General features: G+C 37.8%; 17 protein-coding genes. 5 read left to right on the top strand and 12 right to left on the bottom strand.

Annotated elements, in window-relative coordinates; genetic code table 11:
- Positions 1-8: 8 nt before the first annotated feature.
- The 7 genes from HGD76_RS22550 to HGD76_RS22525 form a co-directional block, all read right to left on the bottom strand.
- Positions 9-2,099 (bottom strand): TonB-dependent receptor plug domain-containing protein, encoded by a 2,091-nt coding sequence (locus HGD76_RS22550; RefSeq protein WP_168697093.1) that lies wholly within the window; start codon positions 2,097-2,099, stop codon positions 9-11.
- A gap of 315 nt (positions 2,100-2,414) precedes the next feature.
- Entirely contained in the window at positions 2,415-2,870 is a 456-nt protein-coding gene (locus HGD76_RS22545; RefSeq protein WP_233466957.1) for a cytochrome-c peroxidase, read from the bottom strand.
- Positions 2,871-2,874: 4 nt separating this feature from the next.
- The gene (locus HGD76_RS26045) at positions 2,875-3,003 is read right to left on the bottom strand and encodes a hypothetical protein (protein WP_256370315.1); all 129 of its coding nucleotides are present in this window, start codon (positions 3,001-3,003) and stop codon (positions 2,875-2,877) included.
- A gap of 250 nt (positions 3,004-3,253) precedes the next feature.
- A complete protein-coding gene (locus HGD76_RS22535; protein WP_148764697.1) occupies positions 3,254-3,466 on the bottom strand; it encodes a CAB/ELIP/HLIP family chlorophyll-binding protein in 213 nt (70 codons plus the stop codon).
- Between the two features lie 223 nt (positions 3,467-3,689).
- Complete coding sequence (locus HGD76_RS22530) at positions 3,690-4,187, bottom strand: deoxyhypusine synthase family protein (protein WP_267904382.1); 498 nt, start codon at positions 4,185-4,187, stop codon at positions 3,690-3,692.
- Between the two features lie 18 nt (positions 4,188-4,205).
- Positions 4,206-4,511: a nucleoside recognition domain-containing protein gene (locus tag HGD76_RS25015; protein ID WP_210967674.1), complete on the bottom strand. Its 306-nt coding sequence runs from the start codon at positions 4,509-4,511 to the stop codon at positions 4,206-4,208.
- A 7-nt stretch (positions 4,512-4,518) separates the two neighbouring features.
- Positions 4,519-5,121, bottom strand: a complete 603-nt coding sequence (locus tag HGD76_RS22525) for a FeoB small GTPase domain-containing protein (RefSeq protein ID WP_210967673.1) — start codon at positions 5,119-5,121, stop codon at positions 4,519-4,521.
- Between the two features lie 256 nt (positions 5,122-5,377).
- Between HGD76_RS22525 and HGD76_RS22520 the strand changes: the two genes are divergently transcribed.
- From HGD76_RS22520 to pyrE, 3 genes are all read left to right on the top strand, one after another.
- A complete protein-coding gene (locus HGD76_RS22520) occupies positions 5,378-6,820 on the top strand; it encodes a cytochrome ubiquinol oxidase subunit I (protein WP_168697092.1) in 1,443 nt (480 codons plus the stop codon).
- Between the two features lie 11 nt (positions 6,821-6,831).
- Complete coding sequence (gene cydB / locus HGD76_RS22515) at positions 6,832-7,845, top strand: cytochrome d ubiquinol oxidase subunit II (RefSeq protein WP_168697091.1); 1,014 nt, start codon at positions 6,832-6,834, stop codon at positions 7,843-7,845.
- Between the two features lie 150 nt (positions 7,846-7,995).
- On the top strand, positions 7,996-8,613 hold the full coding sequence (pyrE, locus tag HGD76_RS22510; RefSeq protein ID WP_168697090.1) for an orotate phosphoribosyltransferase: 618 nt from the start codon (positions 7,996-7,998) through the stop codon (positions 8,611-8,613).
- A gap of 83 nt (positions 8,614-8,696) precedes the next feature.
- On the opposite strand, the gene HGD76_RS22505 is transcribed toward pyrE, so the two are convergent.
- From HGD76_RS22505 to HGD76_RS22495, 3 genes are all read right to left on the bottom strand, one after another.
- Positions 8,697-10,007, bottom strand: coding sequence for a tetratricopeptide repeat protein (locus HGD76_RS22505; RefSeq protein ID WP_168697089.1), 1,311 nt, complete (start codon positions 10,005-10,007; stop codon positions 8,697-8,699).
- A 93-nt stretch (positions 10,008-10,100) separates the two neighbouring features.
- Positions 10,101-13,199: a plasmid replication protein, CyRepA1 family gene (locus HGD76_RS22500; RefSeq protein ID WP_168697088.1), complete on the bottom strand. Its 3,099-nt coding sequence runs from the start codon at positions 13,197-13,199 to the stop codon at positions 10,101-10,103.
- 667 nt (positions 13,200-13,866) lie between these two features.
- Positions 13,867-14,499 carry a bifunctional 4-hydroxy-2-oxoglutarate aldolase/2-dehydro-3-deoxy-phosphogluconate aldolase gene (locus HGD76_RS22495; RefSeq protein ID WP_041458166.1) on the bottom strand — a complete coding sequence of 211 codons (633 nt, stop codon included), beginning with the start codon at positions 14,497-14,499 and terminating at the stop codon, positions 13,867-13,869.
- A gap of 213 nt (positions 14,500-14,712) precedes the next feature.
- Here HGD76_RS22495 and HGD76_RS22490 point away from each other — a divergent pair, with 213 nt between their 5' ends.
- Together HGD76_RS22490 and mltA are read left to right on the top strand one after the other, a co-directional pair.
- Positions 14,713-14,961 carry a hypothetical protein gene (locus HGD76_RS22490; RefSeq protein WP_015078072.1) on the top strand — a complete coding sequence of 83 codons (249 nt, stop codon included), beginning with the start codon at positions 14,713-14,715 and terminating at the stop codon, positions 14,959-14,961.
- 2 nt (positions 14,962-14,963) lie between these two features.
- Positions 14,964-16,190 (top strand): murein transglycosylase A, encoded by a 1,227-nt coding sequence (gene mltA / locus HGD76_RS22485; RefSeq protein WP_168697087.1) that lies wholly within the window; start codon positions 14,964-14,966, stop codon positions 16,188-16,190.
- A gap of 69 nt (positions 16,191-16,259) precedes the next feature.
- Here mltA and HGD76_RS22480 read toward each other — a convergent pair whose 3' ends face one another.
- Together HGD76_RS22480 and HGD76_RS22475 are read right to left on the bottom strand one after the other, a co-directional pair.
- A complete protein-coding gene (locus tag HGD76_RS22480; RefSeq protein WP_168697086.1) occupies positions 16,260-17,132 on the bottom strand; it encodes a DUF5895 domain-containing protein in 873 nt (290 codons plus the stop codon).
- Between the two features lie 248 nt (positions 17,133-17,380).
- Entirely contained in the window at positions 17,381-18,724 is a 1,344-nt protein-coding gene (locus HGD76_RS22475; protein ID WP_168697085.1) for a histidine phosphatase family protein, read from the bottom strand.
- Between the last annotated feature and the right edge of the window lie 94 nt (positions 18,725-18,818).

Below are 18,818 nucleotides of genomic sequence, written 5' to 3'. Positions count from 1 at the left end.
TCCTTATATTAAAACGTAGCACTCAAACCAATTTGAAAACCTCTACCTCCGTCAGGAAAACCAGGAAACAACTGATAACGCTGATTAAAGAGATTTTCCAAACTACCTGTAACTACCAGTTTATCACTTAAAGGTACACGCAGTTTAAAATCAAAAGTCGTATAACCAGATAAAAATTCTGTATTTGTATTATTAGTAGGATATCCATTTAAGGAATTCATTAATAAACCCAAATACAAACCTTGAGGATTTTCATAAGAAACTCCCAAATTTAATTTATCTGCACCAGCAAAGCGCAGTTCTTTGTCAATTTCCGCCGCATTAGAACTTTTCAAAATACGCGGATCATTTGCCGTGTAATTAACAAAAGTATAAATATTTTTGGCAAGTTGCAAATTCAAAGTCGCCTCAATTCCCGTAGTTTCCACCAGTCCGATATTTTCCCAAGTTCCTGTATTACCATTTACTGGTGGTGTCAGTCTCTTAAAGGCAATTGTATCAGATACGCTATTTTTGAAAAAGGTTAATCTTAGTAAACCAATATCACCAAGTTTTTGGTCAATGCCAATATCAAAACTATCACCTCTTTCTGGTTTAAGTTCTGGGTTGCCAATATTGCTAGGATTGACATTAAATAAATTAGCAATAGTAGGAACTCGGAAATTTTTGATGTAATTTGCTCTTAAAGTTGTTGAGTCAGAAACAGCAAATTTTGTCCCCACAGAAGGAGATGTGACTGAACCATTTACCAAGGTGCTAAAGTCTTGACGCAAACCTAAATTAACGGTCAAACTAGGGATTAATGCTACTTCATATTTGGCAAATAATGCTCCTTGATTAATATCATTATCATAGTTCAATGTTTCTCTATTAGTAGAATAGCTAAAAGAAGTATTCCGAACATTGACAGTGCGATAATCAAAGCCATAAACTAAACTTTGATTTTTAGCAAAATTCCAACTGTGTGTGGTTTGAATTCCGTAGGAAGTTTGGTTGGTTTCAAAGCGACTTGAACCACTAGGATCAAAACGAGTATTCAAAAAATCACCATAAACTCTAGCTGTTAATAAAGAATTATTCCCACCTCCTAATTTTGAATTCCAGGTTAAATCAGTCAAAACTTGATCTGTATATTTGCGATTTCTATCTGTAAGCGAATTAAAAAACCCTTGTCCATTGACAGGAAAAGGAATTGGCACTCCTCCCGGTGTTCCTTGTTCTTTATTTAAGTATAAAGTCGAGAAACTGAGAGTATTTCGTTTTCCTAAATCTGCTTCTAATTTGACATTGAAATTGTTATAAAGTGCATCATTATTCCTCCTTGTTCCTGAAAAATTAGCTTCAGGAATAGAAAAAGGATAATTATTTTCTGCTTGGGTACGGTTATAACCTACAACCCAAGAAATATCACCTTTTTTACCGCTATTTTGAATACTCTGTTGATTGAGTCCATAAGCACCAATATTGACTTTTGCCTCTGTGGTAATTTTCTCTGTAGGACGACGGGTGATAATATTAATTACTCCCCCAATTGCATCAGAACCGTAAAGAGTTGAACCTCCTCCTGGTAATACTTCAATTCTTTGAATATTGTTAGTTGTAAATTCCGAAAGATCGAAACCACCACTTCCGGCATTATTAATTGGTCTACCATCAAGTAATATTAATACTTGACTAGTATTAGAACCACGAATTAATTGACCACTTAAAGCATTAACTTCTGTTCCTACTGTACCATCACCTAATATACCAGGCAGAAATTTAAGTGCTTCTCTGATGGTTCTCGCACCTTGCGCTGCCATTTCTTCACCCGTAATTACATAAATTGGCCGAGTAGAATCTTTGACTGTTCCTTCCTGACGAAAGGGTGAAAAAACAGGTTCATTTAATAATTTTTCAATGACATTTATTTCAATATCAGCTTCTTTTTCTTCAGTATCTGCTGGTGTATTTTGAGTAATTTTCTCTGTGACTGGTTCTTCGTGTTGGGGAATTTCTGCTGCTATAACTTTGTAATTCTCACACAATATGCCCAAGGTCATAGTTACACTAGATGCAACAATTTGAATTCCCAGTTTCGCAACTAAATTAGTAGACATTTTTTACCTAAACACCTGTATAACTAAAAATTTGAGCAAGTCAAAGTAGCAGTGTTTTTCATTAACCAGGACGGTAATTTACTCAATTACACGCCAGAAAAAGACTGCAACAATAAAGATAGAAAGAAGTCGCACTGCATTTATGTGAGAATAATAATCATTATCGCATAAATAGTAAAAATTGCAATAGCAGTTTGGCATCAATTCAACTAGTCACCAAGAGCAGCATACTTTTTATACTGATGCCTAAGTAGGTTGGCATTGAAAATTGTCGTTATAGCAAGATAAACGCGGATAATTTTGTACTTCATTAGACTAGGAAATGCTAAGTAGGTTGGCGTTAAAAATTGTCGTTGGGGCAAGGGAACAGGGAACAGGGAACAGGAAGAGGTGAAAACATTCTAAATCTTCGCTGTTAAATAATTTTTCACCCCGTTTCGCTGCTGGAGAAATGGCATTGGTATCACCACCAAAGCGATATTTATCATAGGGAGAATTGACAGAAATCAAGCTGCGTTGAAAAGCTGCTAAAGCCTTAGTTAAATTACTCAGGTTAATAGGATATTTATCATTCTTAAAAGCATCTGTAAACATCTGCCGATATTTCGCGTCATCTCGCAACATTGCTAATATTTGTTTCTCCCTTCCTACCATCCCCATTTCCACTGGATGTTCCCCAAATATTGGCACTAAAGCTTGATTTTCCAACTTTGTCATTAAAGGATTAGCCCAAGTTAATACAGGGTTATAGGCAATATTCGCAAGACTCATGGAGTTACGAGAAATTAATTTTTACTTCTTGGGTGTTACTCGTTTGAGCTACAGTTTTGGTAACATCACCAAAATTTCCAGCCAAAATAATTACTGCTGTTGTGGTAGATGTTAATAATAATTGCCGTTTCATGGTTATTTGTATGAATATATAAAGTTAGTCTGAAAGTAGCCGTATCTCTACTGTATTCAATTTTCAGTTAAATAAATCACTAAGTCAAAAGACAAACTGTCAAACTTGATTTTCGATTTTGTGGGTTTGGAGAAATCGCTACATATTTAAATCAAAAGAAGCCTTAGTTTAAAAAACTAAGACTCCATGTGAGATTATTTAATATTTTCCTAATTTAATTAATGTTTTATTTGTTGATTCAAAAACTGATTTACAGGTTTGTCAACCATCCAATAAAGCCATTTCCTGTGATTACTTCCACAGCTATGAGTGAGACAAAACCAATCATTGCTAAACGTCCGTTGAGCTTTTCTGCGTATTCTGTAAAACCTACTCTTGGGGTTTCGTCTACATATACTTTGGGTTCAATCGCAAAGCTGTTGAGTTGACCGAGTTCGTTGGTGGTAAAGCCTTTAGCTGTCATGTTTTTTTCTTTTTTGTTTTCTTATGTAAATGAATATAACATTTTGTAAACATTTTTTGCAAGGGCTTGACATAAATAAAAAATACGGGATACCGTACAAAGTCTGTTGGGTATACCGTATAATCAAGTTCAGTTAGGGCTGAAAGGAAAAAATTTGTCAGCAAAGCCGTTGAGGAAACCTATACTGCAAGTACCTTAGATTGAGATTTGGTAAATAAATCAGCTAAGTAGGTGAACTGAAAAATTTAAAGGTATGTGAAGAAAAGTAAAATCGCCCAAAACTCTCTTCCTGTTCCCAGTTAAGAGTTCCCTGTTCCCTTGCCCCAACGACAATTTTTAACGCCAACCTACTTAAATGATGTGGTTGGCGATCGCGCCAATTACCCTTATGATATGCATAGCCCGCAATCAATGGTAAAGCCACAGTTGCTTCTGCAAATACCATTTGTTCAGTAGCTTTATCCACCTTGCCCCAAGAATGCGCCTCTTTGAGAGTAGAACCAGATAAAGCCCCATCTCGTTCATCAGCAACGGTAACTTGAATTGTATACTTGTGCATAATTGTATCAAAACCCAGCATTTCCGCAGCTACCACCGTATCCTGAGCAAAGTTTTTCGGCACACCACCACCAATCATCACTAAGCCAGTATAGTTTGAAGCTAGTTTACACTGGGTTAACTCCCGGAAATCTGAGCCATTCGTGGAATGGTCTAAGCAGATAAAAATTGCTGTGAAAAATTAAAATCCTAAAACCCTCGCACTTTGATAGAAAATAAAACTTGTTACCCAAGCTAAACCAACAGACCAAGCCACCGATATAACTGCAAATTTCCAACTTTTAGATTCACTTTTGAGGACGGCAACAGTTGACAAACAAGGAACATAAAGGAGAGTAAATAACATAAAACTATAAGCCTGTACCCAATCTATTTGATGGGCAATAGTCCCCATTAAATCTGCACCCTCAGCCTTACCGTAAATTACCGCTAAACCACCTAAAACAATTTCTTTAGCAATAAAGCCGAAAATGAGAGCTACAGCCAATTGAGCATTAATTCCAATTGGTGCTAATAAAAGCGGCAATTGTTCCCATCCCACCATAAAGACCATCAATGAGGAAACCTTTCAAAAACGGTGGTAAACCCCCTAATAACGGCTCTAGTGCTACTCCCTTAAACCAGTCCAGGGTATCTCCCATAAACTTTTGCACAGGTGTTCCCAGGGCATATACTATCTGGAACATCAAAAACATGGCGGCAAAAAACAACGGTAAGCCAAAGACTGGATGTAAGAGAACTCTATCTAAGCGTGTTCTTAGGTTTTCCTCAACTTGTGCTGGAGTATAAACTGCATCCTCCAATAAGCTGCTCATTTCTGAGGCAATTTTGCTATCGCACGCAGAACACTGTGCTAAAGAACGTGCTGTGATTGGTTCTTGCTGTTGCTGGAGAGTTTGTGCGATCGCTTTTACTGCTTGATCATAACCATCACCATACTTAGCACTAATGGGCAGCACTGGTATTCCCAAATGCTTGGCTATTCTATTAGGCTCAATTTTTACCCCAAATTTTGGGGCTTCATCTGCCATATTTAGTAATAATACTGCGGGAAGATGTAAATGTTTGATCTGTAAAGCTAGACTAAATAATCTCATATTTTTACAAAAATATCAAAATTATCTCAAAAGATTTATTCTGTACGGTTATATTCTAGGTTGGTTTTGATATGGGTATCTTTGCAGTTAATACCTTTGCATAGAACAAGTATAAAACGACCGATTGTCAAACCTTAAACGACCGATTGTCAAACATTTCAAAGCTTAAAACTTTTGGAAGTAATATAATGTAAACAAATATTAATGTGTATCCTGAATAGGTATTTAGCCCTTTTGCGTAACTCCCTTAAAGAGTATGGAAATTTTATCTAATACCTTAGCTTTATCACGCTTGCAATTTGCATTTACAGCAATTTTTCACATGATTTGGCCTGTTCTCACGACAGGTATGTCTATTTACTTAATTGTCGTAGAAGGACTATGGTTAAAAACCAAAGATCCCACTTATTATCATCATGCTCGTTTCTGGTCAAAACTGTATTTACTAAACTTTGGAATCGGAGTTGCATCAGGTTTACCAATGGGTTTTCAGTTTGGGACTAACTGGGACCCATTATCAGAAGCAGTGGGAGATTTCTTAGGTAGTATTCTCGGATTTGAAGGCTCAATGGCATTTATGCTAGAGGCTTCTTTTTTAGGAATTATGATGTTTGGTTGGGAGCGAGTTCCTCCCGTAATTCACTATTTAGCGACTATTCTCGTGGCTTTTGGGGCGAATCTTTCCACATTCTGGATTTTGGTTGCTAATTCATGGTTTCAAACTCCTAGTGGTGGACAAATGGTGAATGGTAAATTTATTGTTGATGACTATTTCCAAGCAATTTTAAATCCCTTCATGGTAAATAGTGTTCTCCATATGTTCTTGGCAACATTGGAGACTTCTTTATTTGTCATTGGTGGCATTAGTGCTTGGTATATTCTCAATAATCGCCATTCAGAATTTTTCAGCAAATCATTGAAAATAGTTTTAGCAATATCTATTTTTGTTGCTCCCTTACAAGTCTACATTGGTCACGCTAGTGGTGATCAAGTTTATCACTATCAACCAACTAAATTAGCCGCAATTGAAGCCCAATGGGAAACAGTACCCGCTGGTGAATCTGCCAAGTGGAATATATTAGCAATACCTAATAGAAAAGCGGAAAAAAATGATTGGGAAATTTCTATTCCTAATGGTTTAAGTTACATTTTAGATCTCAAACCCAAACTTTCTGAACCAGTATTAGGACTGAAAGAATGGAAACCAGAAGACCGTCCACCAATGATTCCCTTGATTTTTTATTCCTTCCGAATCATGGCAGGAATCGGCTTTTTCTTAGTAGGATTAATGCTGTGGAGTATCCTACAATGGCTCAGAGGTAAACTGAGTCCAAATAACTTAACTCAACAAAAATGGTTATTACGGGCTTGGATTTTAGCTGCACCTTTGGGCTATATTGCGATTGAAGCAGGCTGGATTGTGCGCTGTGTGGGAAGACAACCTTGGACGGTATACGGGCAAATTCGCACTACTGATGCAGCTTCTCATTTACCACCGGGTGAAGTATTATTTTCTTTGACAGTTATTACTATTCTCTACAGTGTTTTGTTTGTTTGTGCGATGTTTTTTGGTAGCCGCATTATTCGTAAAGGACCAGATTTAACTTTACCAATACCTGGAGGTGAGATAAATACAGTAATTGCCACTGAATCGGTGACTCATCTTCCTGATAGTCGTCCTTTAGAAACGCCACAATAGAAAGAAGTTATATGACAGCTTTATTGCGCTTTTTACCACAAGTTTGGTTTTTCATTCTAGGGCTATTTCTGTTCCTGTATGTGCTTTTAGATGGCTTTGATTTAGGCGTTGGTATCCTCTCTTTGACTGCTTCTGATGAGAAACGCCGTAGTTTATTAATGACCAGTTTAGGTAACGTTTGGGATGCTAACGAAACCTGGTTAGTTTTGATGGCAGGAGCATTATTTGGGGCTTTTCCTTTAGCTTATGGAACAATTTTAAATGCCCTTTATCTACCTTTGATGGTAATGGTTGTGGGGTTAATTTTGCGGGCTGTTGCTTTTGAATTTCGAGAACATTCTGATAATAAAAGTTTTTGGAATTTTGCCTTTGGAATTGGTAGTTTTATTGCTGCTTTATTTCAAGGATTTGCATTAGGTGGTGTATTAGCAGGAATCAAAGTTGATGCGGCCGGGCATTTTATTGGTGGGATGTGGGATTGGTTAAGTTGGCAATCATTATTAACAGCATTGACACTTGTACAAGGTTATGTATTGATTGGTTCAACTTACCTGATTTTAAAGACTGAAGGGACATTACAAGAAACTCATTTTCGTACAGCAAAATTAGCAGCTTGGACAACTTTTATTGGCGCAATTTTAATTACCATTACTACGCCAATTGTCTATGAAAATGCTAGACTTAAACTATTTCATCAACCAGAAGTTTATATCTTTGCCCTAATTCCTTTGTTGGGTATGCTGTTGATTTGGTTGCTGTTAGAAAGCCTAAACCGGAAAGAAGAAGTTGCCTCATTTGTTTACACAGCATTAATATTTCTGCTGACATTTATTGGTTTAGGATTTATTGCCTTTCCCTACATTATTCCCCCCACTATTACTATTTATCAAGCAGCATCTTCTGCTACTTCAATGGTTTTTATGATTACTTTCATTGGGTTTTTGATTCCGATTATGTTGTTTTACAACATCTACAATTACTTTGTCTTTCGAGGTAAGGTAGTCATCAGCGAAGAGGGAGATTGACACTCTCAGCGCGAAAGCCAAGCTCGTTTCTGCGGACAGAATTAAATTAATTTAATTCTCGCTAGGTTTTGGGTAAATCTTAATTTATGCTTAATTGGAGAACTCTATTGAGTTTCAATTTTGGTTTAACACAACTTTTAATTGTTTGTAATGTCTTATTCTACTCAAACCCTTAGCAACCCAGATATTTGGGCTGTTACCACTGATTTAACTACTCTCCGTCAAAAGCTACTAGATTTATTTTGCCAGCTTGCGTATCAAGAAGGTGATTTTGTTCTTTCCTCTGGACAACATAGTTCTTACTATATTAATGGTAAACAAGTCACACTCCATCCCCAAGGGGCTTTGGCTATGGCGAGGTTATTGTTACCAATGTTGCCTGAAGATACTCAAGCTGTAGCCGGTTTAACCTTGGGGGCTGATCCGATTGTCTCCGCAGTTAGTGTGGTTTCTGTGTACGAAAATAGACCTATACCAGCTTTAATTATTCGCAAGGAAACAAAGGGACACGGGACAATGGCTTACATTGAAGGTCCCAGTTTACCCCAGGGTGCAAAAGTCGTAGTTTTGGAAGATGTGGTAACAACTGGACAATCTGCACTCAAGGCTGTGGAGCGGTTACAGGCGGCTGGTTATACGGTAGATAGGGTAATTTCCCTAATAGATAGATTGCAAGGCGGTGGGGCGTTATATGAGTCCGCTGGCTTGCAGTTTGAGGCTTTATTCACAATTCAGGATCTTCAAAAACGCTATCGAGAAATTAACTGAGGAGTCAGGAGTCAGGAGTCAGGAGTCAGGAGTCAGGAGGAAGAAAGAAGAAAGAAGTTTCTCCCCTGTTCCCTGTTCCCTATTCAAGTCTGAGACATTTTGGCAATCAGATTGGTAATTTCCTGATAATATCGCGTGTTTCCTGACTGAGAATAGAGATCAGCAGATTTACGGAAATCGGCGATTGCGTCTAGCTGATTCCCCAAATGTCTATGTATGTCTGCTCTGACTAAATAAGCTAAAGGATAGCGTGGTTGCAAGTGAATAGATTGAGTTAAATCTGCTAATGCGGTATTTAATTCTCCTACCAGAAAGTGACTACGACCGCGATTAAACCAGTCTTCAGCTAAATTAGGGTTAATGCTGATGGCTTGAGTATAATCTGATATGGCTTTTTGGTACTCCTTTAGGGCATAACGAGCATTAGCGCGATCGCTATAAAATACAGCAGACTGGGAATCTAATCGTAAAGCTTCAGTAAAATCACTAATTGCTCCTGTAAAATCTTTAACTATATAACGACTACTTCCTCGATGATAATATGCTGCTAAAGAATCAGAATCTATCTTTAATGCTTGGTTATAGTCTTGAATAGCTGTTTGTATATTACCTAACAACTTGTAAGCATCTCCTCGCTTACAGTAAGCTGAGGCAAATTCTGGAGATACTTCTATAGCTTGAGTATAATCTGCAACTGCACCAATAAGATCCTGTATAGCTTCTCGTACCATGCCCCTTCCATAGTAAGCTGTTGCTAAATGAGGATCAATTTGTAATGCTTGATTATAATCAATAATCGCATTTTCATAATTTCCCAGTTGGTGATGTGCATTTGCTCGAAAACCATATACTGAAACTAATGTAGGATTAATTTGTAATGCTTGGTTGTAATCTTTAATGGCATTTTCATAATCTCCCAAATTACTATGGACTAAACCCCGTTCATAGTATGCTTGAATATCATCAGGAACTATTTTTAATGCTTGATTAAAATCAGCAATTGCTTGATAATAATCTTGAATACGGGCATAAACTAAACCCCGATTGTAGTAAGCTGCACCAAATTTAGGATTAATTTCTAGAGAACGATTATAATTAGAAATTGCACTTTGATATTCTTGCAAAGCATAATAACTGTTACCCCGATTATGGTAAGCTTCAGGAAAATTAGGATTGATTTTTATACATTGATTATAATCAGCAATAGCTTTTTCATAATTACCTAAAATATGAAAAATATTACCTCGATTAATATAAGCCATCGAAAAATTAGCATATAATTCTAAAGCCGCATCAAAATTAGCCAGTGCTTGTTGATAATTACCATCATGATAATGATCTAAACCCTGTTGGTGTAAAGCATTAACAACATCAAAATCAATATTTTTATTCATTTTGTAACTTGTAAGCACACAAAATAGATTTTACCACAGATAGATCAGATAGATACCCGATTTCTTTGAGAAGTCGGGTATCTGTTTTTTTGTTTAACTTATCAGTACAGCTTCCTGTTGAGACTTTTTAGATAAATCTACAATTTCACATTCCATATTATGTAAAGTAGTTAACATCAAATCATCACGGTGTTGCCAAACTGCAAATATTTTATCTCTACCATCATTTAGAGTGTCTAAATCAATTTTATAACCATCATCGACTTGCTGTAATTTCAAACCTAACAAACCTAAAAGTCGGCTTAATAACTTAATTCCCGCAACAGATTCTTTACCTCTAACTAAATCAATACCTAAAGCGCGTTTAATATGTCTACTACTTTGTCCAGCTACATTTTTTAGCCAAATTAAATCAGCGTCATTTTCACTAAATACTCTTTCTGTTTCCAGAAATTGCATCATTCCTAAAGCCCGCATAGCTTCTACTTTCAACGTATAAGTTCTTAAATCTGGGAGAAAAACTTTACCTTCACCCCACAATAACTGCTGACTCCATTCTTGCTGATCTTTTACATGAAAATATTCACTTTCATGAGTCAGATAATAATGAATTAATAATTGTCCATAATAACCTTTTTCATCCTGTAATTTGAGTTGGGGAGTAACTACAATTCCATACCTTTGTCTGAGAATATATTTATCAACTTGATGACGTTCTCCATTGCTAAGAGAATGTTTAGTTAATAGCTGTTCATATTCCACATAGTCAATATCTTTAGCATTAGCTACAGAATTTGCTGCTGCTGATTGATTTTGCTGCTTAATTTCTTTGATTTTGCGTTTAATTTCCTTGGCTTTTTGAAGACTTTGTCCCCAATCTTTTTGCACTTTAACAATTTCTACAATTAACCGTTTGCGATTTTCTACATCACTAGGTTCAGTGGCAAAAAAGGCTAAACGCAAATCACGAAGAATGTTATTTTGGACTTCATTACTTCGCATTTGAATTTGATGACCATCATTTATTAATCCATCCTGCATTGATTGCCGATAAAGACGAATAGAAGCATTTACCCTAGCAGATAATTTTGCCCAAGTGCGTAAATGAATAGGATCATAAACTAGAGGTAAATCTACATCTATTTTATGTAATGGACTTAATAAAGCTAAGTTTTCTTTTTGATTTTCTTGATACCAATTAGACAGTAACCGATAATTTGTACTGCCACTACCAATTAAGCCAATACCGCGTTTAGCACACCAAACAATACGGGGAACATTATCCCTAACTCTTGCTAAAGCTTGACGGGCTTCTGAGTCAGGAATTACCCCTTGAAAAATGCCATAAACTCGGTCAAAATGTTGAACATCAATACTAATTCCTGTTCCCAAACTAGGGGTAACAAAAACAGTATCATAATCAGTGATTTTTTGATTAATAGCAGCTATCAAATCAACGGCTGCATGACCAGGTGTATTAGTAGTATGACTACTAACTACTAAAGTTTCAGGAAATTCTCTTCTGAGTTTCTGTAAACGTTCTTTTAAATAACGTTCAATAGTTTCACAACTGTAGCGTCCAGAACGACTATCGGTAGTAACATAGCATTTACGTCCAGCAATTAAATCTAATTCTAATTGATGAATTAGGGGTGTGGGATTGGGTGAATCATAAAAAGTTGTATCCCAACCTTTTTCCGGTTTCCATTCATTGACAACTACCCAAGGATTTAATTTAATTCCGGCTAAGGTCTGTAAATATTCTAAAGATACATCTGATAAATCGGCATCTTGGGCAATTATCAAACCTCCTGTTGTGAGAACTGTAGAAATTAGTTGTTGGAAAATACGAAGAATTTTAACTCGTTTTTGTTTACAGGTATTACTATTGAGTAAATGCCATAAAGACTGCTCAACCTCATCTAAAATTAATATGGCACCGTGCCAATCTTCGGGTTTTAATTTCCAAATTGAATCTACACATAATCCCAAAGATGGCGTAATTGGTAACGGAAACTTAACAGCTACTTCATCAGCTTCTATCCGCCATGATTCATGCTCAAAACCCCATTTAATCCCGATTTTATCACATAAAAACCGTCCCAAGATGATTCTATGGGTAATTAATAAAACTGGTTGATTATGATTTTTTGCTCGTTGAACAATGCTTTTTAATGCTGTGGTTTTACCTGTACCCTTGGCTGATTTTACTCCTACTAAACCAGAGGTAGGAAAGGCAATTTTTCCCAAATAAGGACGGTTAACAGTAAGTGCAGCGGGAATTGTTAACTCTGTATGGGGTTTGGTTTGGGCAATATAAATATCTAAATCTAGGCTTTGACGATAAGTTTTATCAAAGGCTGTTGCACCTTTGGCAATGATAAATTCATCAACTCCTTTTTCTTTGCCTGGAAGTTCGACAACTTTAACAGGACAGTTTTGTTGTTGAAATAAACAACCCAATTGAGAAATAGCATTATTGACAGCCGCAATTTTTTTGCCTTGGGTTTCAAAATCAAAACAAATATAAAAGTTGCGTTTTATGTTTGTGAATACTGCTAAATCAGGTATTAATTGCCGCCGGGTAACTTTGCCAAATTCATCTTTAATAACTCGATAACCGCTATTAATACCAGGAATAGCAATAGCAACATATCCTTGGCTTAAAAGGGCTGCGGCTTTTTTCACACCTTCACAAATGACAATGGCTATTTTATTTTTAATTACCCATGACCAAAAACCTTCGGCTTCACCATCATGATTAATAGTAATATTTTCCGGTATGGCTAAGTTGTAACGTTGGCCAACTTGTTGCCAAATTTGTAAGGATATGCGTAAACAAAATATGCGTGTGGGTGTGCTGGGAGGGTGTTCATATTTAATTGATTTGCCCTTTTGATTTTGTCGCGGTTGGTTGGGTTTAAAACATCCCCATTCCATCTTATGCCAATTATTGAGAGGGTCTAGTCCAGAACACCACCAACCACCTTCTGTAACATGGGTATACCGCTGTAACCAAGCATTTTTAATCATCCCTGTATTGGTGCGAGGGAGTTGGTCAGAAATGAGCAAATATTCATAAGCACTGATACCTTGAAGCGATTTAAAATTCAAAGGAATTAAGTCTAAGTTTATACCACTAGTCTTGACTAATTCTTCAAGGTGTTGTGGATGCAATGAAGGCAGGTGCATAAGCTGAAGCAGCTAAGGAATATAACAAGATCAAAACTTTAGCACGGCTAGGCTGATTTTTTATAAAATAATTTTTCAAATTTTAGTGTTGTTTTTTTTACTTTGTTTTGATAAATACTTCTGTGAATATATCAAGGTGTGGTTAGGGCTGTGCAAGGAGCATAGATAGACAGTTTGCGTAACTCAGAAGCAGCACGGGTCATATTATTACCAATAGCTTGGGGACTTCCAAGAAATAAAATCCCCAGAAAAACTTAATAGACAATATGTTTTTTGAAAAAAGCTTGCACTCAGCCAAGCCTAAGTGTCGGGATAGGCCATTGCCACGACTCTAAACGGGCGCAGAGACAGAGTAAGACTAGCAAAGGTTAGCGTCAGTCGGTGAAGCGTCAAGAATTACCACACCTTTAGGTCGGTGAGTATCTCAACAACCAGGCGGTAATAGGATCGAAATATCTTATTTCTGAATAACCACCGTACCCGCAACTAACATTTGTAAGGGATGCACCCAGTGAGGATAAATTAGGCTATTCATGGTAAACACACCGATTAGTAGCTGGTAATTGATAGCGAAGCGTGGCGTTAGCCATACTCCTACCTCTCACGAAAAGACTTTTTCAGCAAGCCCTACATAAGTACCTCATCACACCGGAAAGTGCTGTAACTACTATTGTAACCTCTGCATGAGGGTTTTTGCTTGTTGACTGATTGCTTGCCAATTTTTCTGTAACACTGATGCTTGCGGAAATAATTCGCTACTCAACCCTACGGCTACCGCACCAACTTGCAAAAAATCTTTGGCATTTTCTAATGTCACCCCACCAGTAGGTATTAAGGGAATATGCCCAAGAGGTCCTTGTAAACTTTTGATATAGCTAGTTCCTCCCACTGATTGCACGGGAAACACCTTGACACAACTTGCTCCATAATTCCAAGCGGTAATAATTTCTGTCGGTGTCAATGCACCGGGAATAATCGGAATATTTTTGGCTACTGCGGCTTGAATCATTTCGGGATCAGTGTGGGGACTGAAGAGAAATTGCGCCCCACAAGCGATCGCATCTTCTAACTGTTGGACATTAAATAACGTTCCTGTCCCAATCATACAGTTAGGTAATTTGGCGCGGAGTTGGGAAATTAATTCGGGTGCATGATCGCTATTCCAGGTAATTTCAATTAACTGCATTCCCCCAGATGCTACAGCTATGGCCATTTGCTCACCCCATACCATTTTTGGGGCGCGAATCACCGCGATCGCTCGGTGTATTTTTAACTGTGATAACCAAACTTGATTAGACATTTTTACTGTGACTTGTAACCAAGAGGTCAAAAACCTCAAATATAAACATAACCTAGGAACAGGATCAAAACATTCCATCTTGCTGATTCACCGAAAATTATCAGGAGAATGCCGGAAACTTAAAACTTAGGAACGCAAATTTAGCCCTGAGACTGTCAAAGTGGTGTAACGTGGTGAACAATGGAGTAGCTGTATCTTTAGTCATGTAAATTTATGCCCAGAACTCCGAGTGAATATGCTGTCTTCCTGCTCTTAGACAATGGACATCGGGAAGAAGTGCGCTTTCCTACTATTCAAGAATTTCAAAAGTGGTATAGCGGTGAGCTTGTGCCAAAGTCAGCTTCTCATGATTTTATTAGCGTACCGATTAAAAATATTCAGGGAGAATATATGGTGGTACGTCCGTCTAAGATTGCAGGGATTCGAGTAGAACCAATTTTTAATTCCAGTATTGAAAGATAAAAATGAGAAAAAACCTTACTTTGCTTGCTTTAAGTCTGGGAATTGCCTTGATAAATCCACTTTCGTCAGTTGTCGCTCAAGCTCCTAATTCGCAGCCAGTTACAATCCCAGTAACGCCTGAAGTACCACCAGCAGTATTACCAGCCCTCGAACCTATTAATTTAGAAACTGTTTGTACGCCCCAAAATTGCCTGGGTTTAGATGAACAACTTTGGGGTAAACAAGGTGATAAACAAGCATTGCTAAGTTCTATAGATAACAGTTTGCGCTATTTGGCAACTAATAAAGCGATCGCTATCTATCAAACTTACCCAATCAAGGAAATTACCCTAAATCGGGTGCAGCGGAGTTTGCTACGCTTTCGACAACTGGTTGTTAGTTCTCAGTCAGCGGCAGAATTACAAGCTGCTGTGCGCCGGGAATTTGTCTTTTACCAGTCTGTAGGCAACGATGGTAAGGGAACTGTTAAGTTCACTGCTTATTATGAGCCTGTGTATACTGCCAGCCGTGTCAGGACTTCTGTATACAAGTATCCTCTTTATCGTCTGCCACCGGATTTCCAGAAATGGCCAAAACCTCATCCTAAAAGGATTGATTTGGAAGGCAAGAATGGGTTGCTGGGGGATAAAAGCAGGTTGCGAGGGTTAGAACTTCTGTGGTTTAGTAATCGTCTAGATCCATACATGGTTCATATCCAAGGTTCAGCCCAAATTAAATTAACCAATGGACGCAGAACATCCGTTGGTTATGCTGGAGGAACTGATTATGCTTGGACTTCCATTGGTAAAGAACTGGCAAAAGATGGCAAACTACCACTTAGTGGTTTAACTATGCCTAAATTAATTACTTATTTTCGCCAACATCCCAAGGAGTTAAGTAATTATTTACCTCGTTGGGAAAGATTTGTTTTCTTTGCAGAAACTAACGGTACACCAGCGACGGGTAGTATTCTTGTTCCTGTCACTGCGGAACGTTCCATTGCTACAGATAAATCTCTCATGCCACCGGGTGCATTAGCCCTAATTATCAATTCTTTTCCCTATCCTACTAATGGTGGCAAACTGGAATCTCGTCTAGTTAACCGTTTTGTCTTAGATCAAGACACAGGTAGTGCAATTAAAGGCCCAGGAAGAGTTGATTATTTCATGGGTTCTGGTGAATTAGCAGGCGATCGCGCTGGTATTTCCGGCGGTAACGGTTTACTATTCTATTTACTACTCAAAGAATAGGAGTCAGGAGTCAGGAGTCAGGAGTCAGGAGAAAGAAAGAAGAAAATTTCTCCCCTGCTCCCCTACTACCTAATACGGTGGATAACTAAATTCATCGTCATCCGCATAGACATAAGAACTAGTAACACCAGAAGTTTCTACTTTAGAAGCCTCTGGTTTAATCACTTCCTTACCAAATTCTTTGTATTCTTCAAAAGTCTTACAAATAATTGCTGACTCAGGGGAATCTGAGGCAATCATATAATCTATTAAAGTTGAAATTGTGGGATGTTTATAATCTACAGTTGAAGCTACCAAAGCAATATTCGGTTCTATTCCTCTTTCTTCCGGTTCAATGATAGGGCAAAAAATCCCATGAGCATGAAATAAAGGACCCTTGGGAGTTATTGGTTTCTTTTGAAAACCAGCATAAGCTTTTTCCAATTCCCCAGCAAAACCGCCAGTAATTCTCCCTTGTTGATATTCAGCGTAATTTTTACCAAAACTAGCGCCGGGTGAACCACTCAGAGTTAATTGTAGAGGTGATTGATGCAAAAACTTTTTATCTTCACCGACTAAAAAAATCAAATGGCGAGTATAAATTTTGAATTTAAGTTTATCAGCTAAAAACTCTTCTTTGTAATCTTTGTATGTACCTAATCTAATCTTGGTTTCCCGATCTTGCACAGATAACGGACCACGACGCACAATCACCAGTTTAGGAGTAGTAGTAATAAATATTGTTGCTACTTCTCCAGAACTAAATTCATGTTCTACCTGTTGCCAATTATCATCTGCTTCAAACCCAACAGACTGAGCATTATCACGGCTAATCGCTAAACCATAGCTTTGTAAACCATCTGTACCATAGCCAGGATTGATCATTAAACCCCAGGGAATCACTTGGGACGGTGGGGCATTAAATTTTTCGTCTTCAAAGTCGAATTTTGCAGATGCTTTCATGATTTTAGAATATCAGTGTGTTTAATTTAATAAGTCTATCGTTTGTACCATATTTTGTACCATCTATCTCCGGTATCAGGCACTTTGTGAATTAGATTGTAACAATTTCCGTTTAAATCCATTAATTCATCCCTTCTTATCTGCGTTTATCTGCGTTTATCTGCGTTTATCTGCGTTAAATTATTCTTAATCTCCTACTCTATTTGATATTAGGGCAATTCATCAATTACCCTAACAACTTATCTCAACTACAATGCACCAGCCGCAGTTTTATCAAGAACACCATTACTTAAATGCCCAGTAATATTCATCGCTTGCAGAACTGGATAACCTTGAATCCCATGAGGATAATCAATGACACTCACAGCACCATTACCTTGACGGAAGTTCCAGAAATTCTCGTTAGATAAACCGAGAATATGGCATAACAAGGTTTTATTAGTGGCATCATGGGCGACGACCAATCCTAGTTGTAATTGCTGCGATTGGGCATTTTCAACTATAGTATTCCAATCAGTAACACTGCGTTCTTTGACCTGTTCTAAATTTTCCCCTTCTGGCATTTGCACATTGGCGGGAATTGTGCGCCAACTTTCTAATTCACCAGGAAATTCTTGCTCAATTTCTGATTCAAATTTGCCTTCCCAAAGTCCATGACTAATTTCTCTTAAACCAGCAAATAGTTCTAATTTCAAACTAGCATGATATTTTAAGATAATTTCCGCTGTTTCCTTGGGACGGGACATGGTACTGCTAACAGCAAAATCAATATTTACGTCTTTGAGAAATTCTGCGGCTTTTGCAGCTTGGTTTCTACCATGATCATTGAGGGGAATATCAATTTGTCCTTGAAATTTGCCTTGACGATTCCATTCTGTTTCCCCGTGACGCACTAATAATAATCTTACGCCTTCGTGACCAGGACGCAAGGAAGGGAAAGTTTCACCCAAATGTTGGGTTTGATTCATGGATTCTAACTGCACTGGTTCACCCAAACCACCAGCAAAATTCAAGATACTAATTCCGCAGTTAGATTGTTGTAAACAATGGTAGCGACTGGGGGAAATTCCCAAGGCTGTGCTAATTAAGGCACGATTGATGCCATTATGACCCACAATCAGGATAGTTTCGCCTTGGTGTTGGGGGAGAACCTCTTGCCAAAACTGTTTGGCTTGAGCGTATAAAGCCAGAACTGGGAAATGTTCTCTAGTCCCGGAATCTTCATTGACAACCATGCGAAACTCGTGGGGACGTTCTTTCCAAGTGCGGTAATCTTCAGTAAAGTTTTCTTTGACTTCACTTGTAGTCATTCCTACCCACAGAGGTAAATCAACTTCTACTAAGTTTTCATCAATTTGAATCACAGGAGATTGTGTAGCTAATTGACTGCGGATAATTTCCGCTGTGGATTTTGCTCGCTGGAGGGGACTACTATAAATAGCTTGAAAGGAAATACTACTGAGGGCTTTACCTGCTTGACTAGCATCATTTTGACCTTTTGCAGTTAATGATGAGGCATCAGTTCGCCCTTGAATACGTTTTTCTATATTGTAGGTACTTTGACCATGACGCACGATGATCACACGGGTCATTTTTTTTCTTTCCTCTATGCAAAGCCCTAATTCTACTGCAAAATGTACTCCTTGGACGATTCTGCTCTGTTGCTGATAGGATTTAAAATACAGA

The sequence above is a fragment of the Dolichospermum flos-aquae CCAP 1403/13F genome (assembly GCF_012516395.1).
GTDB classification, from domain to species: Bacteria; Cyanobacteriota; Cyanobacteriia; order Cyanobacteriales; family Nostocaceae; genus Dolichospermum; species Dolichospermum lemmermannii.
The sequence above is the reverse complement of the archived record's forward strand: the minus strand, read 5'-3'. Positions and strand labels throughout refer to the sequence as shown.